Origin of the sequence: Stenotrophomonas sp. PS02300 (assembly GCF_029959395.1) — a bacterium.
Lineage (GTDB): Bacteria > Pseudomonadota > Gammaproteobacteria > Xanthomonadales > Xanthomonadaceae > Stenotrophomonas > Stenotrophomonas maltophilia_AD.
This window is the reverse complement of record NZ_JASCOP010000238.1, coordinates 1-1,707: the sequence shown is the minus strand read 5'-3', so window position 1 is coordinate 1,707 and position 1,707 is coordinate 1. Positions and strand designations below refer to the sequence as shown.

At 70.9% G+C, this 1,707-nt stretch carries 2 protein-coding genes; both read right to left on the bottom strand.

The genetic code is table 11. The features are described 5' to 3' along the window. Nucleotides 1-789 (bottom strand): DHH family phosphoesterase (locus QMX79_RS20700; protein ID WP_282248447.1); only part of this gene is annotated, 789 nt, incomplete at its 3' end. 51 nt (nt 790-840) lie between these two features. Continuing rightward, nucleotides 841-1,704 (bottom strand): phosphoglycerate mutase, encoded by an 864-nt coding sequence (locus tag QMX79_RS20695; protein WP_282248448.1) that lies wholly within the window; start codon nt 1,702-1,704, stop codon nt 841-843. Nucleotides 1,705-1,707: the final 3 nt, after the last annotated feature.

The following is a 1,707-nucleotide window of genomic DNA, read 5'->3' as shown; positions in this document are numbered from 1 at the left end:
GCCCACGCCGCGGGGGCGGGCCCGCCGCCGGCGCAGGCGGGCCGACACCAGCGCCCGGTTGTTCGCATCCAGGGCGACCAGGTCGGCCACGGTGCCAACCGCGACCAGGTCCAGCAGGGCCGGCAGGTCCGGCTCGGCACCCGTGGCGAAGGCCCCCTGCACGCGCAGGTGCCGGCGCAGGGCCATCAACACATAGAAGATCACGCCGACACCGGCCAGCGCCTTGCTCGGGAACGCATCGCCGTTGATGTTGGGATCGACGATCGCATCGGCTGGCGGAAGCTGTTCGCCCGGCAGGTGGTGGTCGGTGACCAGCACCTTCCAACCGAGCGCCTTGGCCGCGGTCACGCCGGCATGGCAGGCAATGCCATGGTCGACCGTAACCAGCAGTCCGGGCTGCAGCGGCGCCAGCTCGGCCACCAGCGACGGCGAGAGGCCGTAGCCGTGCAGCATGCGGTTGGGTACCGCATGCACGACGTCGCGTGCGCCGAGCATGCGCAGGCCGCGCACGCCGACCGCGCAGGCGGTGGCGCCATCACAATCGAAATCGCCTACGACCAGGATGCGCTCATCGGCCGCAATCGCCGCTGCCAACAGGTCCACGGCGGCCTGCATGCTGCCCATCAGCTCCGGTGCGTGCAGCTGGGCCAGTTTCGGCTGCGCCTGCGCCGCATCGGTAACCCCGCGCGCCGCGTACAGGCGCTGCAGCAGCGGCAGCATGTCGCCCGGCCACTCGCCGAGGGCGGCAACGGGACGACGTTGGATCTGGAGCGAATCAGGAGAAGTCAAAGCGGGCTCGATAAACAGCGCGAACGCCGATGGCGACCATGATACGCGGCATCAATCGTGCAGCTGTACCGGCTTCTTCCAGAACCGCCAGCGCTGGGCCTTGTCCAGCTCGAACCGGGCGCCGTCCTCGAAATCCAGCACCAGCCGGCGCAGTTCGCCGCGCTGCAACGCCGACAGCAAGGGCCGGATCGCGTCATTGCCCAGCTGTTCCAGCGAACGCAGCTGGCGCAGGTCCACCAGCGCGTCCACCTGCTGGTCGCCATCGGCCTGCACGCCCGCTGCCTTGGCCAACGCCTGCAGCAGCGCATCGCGGCTGCGCACCTGCGCGTGCGCCGTTCGCACCGCCCCGGGCAGTTCACCACCGCCCCAGAACCACAGCGAATTGACCGCCCGCTTGCCGGCCGCCAGGCGCTGCACATTCCACGGATGCTGGTGCAGCACCACCTGGGCTTCGGTCAACAACGCCCGCCAGCGACGCCCGGCGTCGCCTTCGGGCAGGTGCGCGAACAGGTCATCGCCCAGCACGTCGTCGGGCGCGGCGAACGCTGGCAGCGTGGTGCCCGGCGGCAGGCGCAGGTACCAGCGCGACGGCGTCGGCGCATCCAGGGTGAATCCATATCCGGCGAACAGCGGCTGCAGCGCCGGCAGCAACGCCGCCACGTCGTCGGCCTCAAGCCGCAGCGTGTCGCCGTGGCCCATCATCCGCGCGCCGTGCATGTCCGGCACCACGTTGGCCGGATCCGCACGCAGCCACACCCCGTCGTGGGCATCGCCCACGTCGAGCTGGCGGGTCAAGGCCGCAACCGGCCAATCGGCCGGCTGCAGCTGGAAATGCCGCTGCAGCTGGGCCCGTTCGCCGGCATCGACCCGGCTGCGCTCGGCACGGCCGAGCGCCTTGGCCACGTCATCAGGCAACGC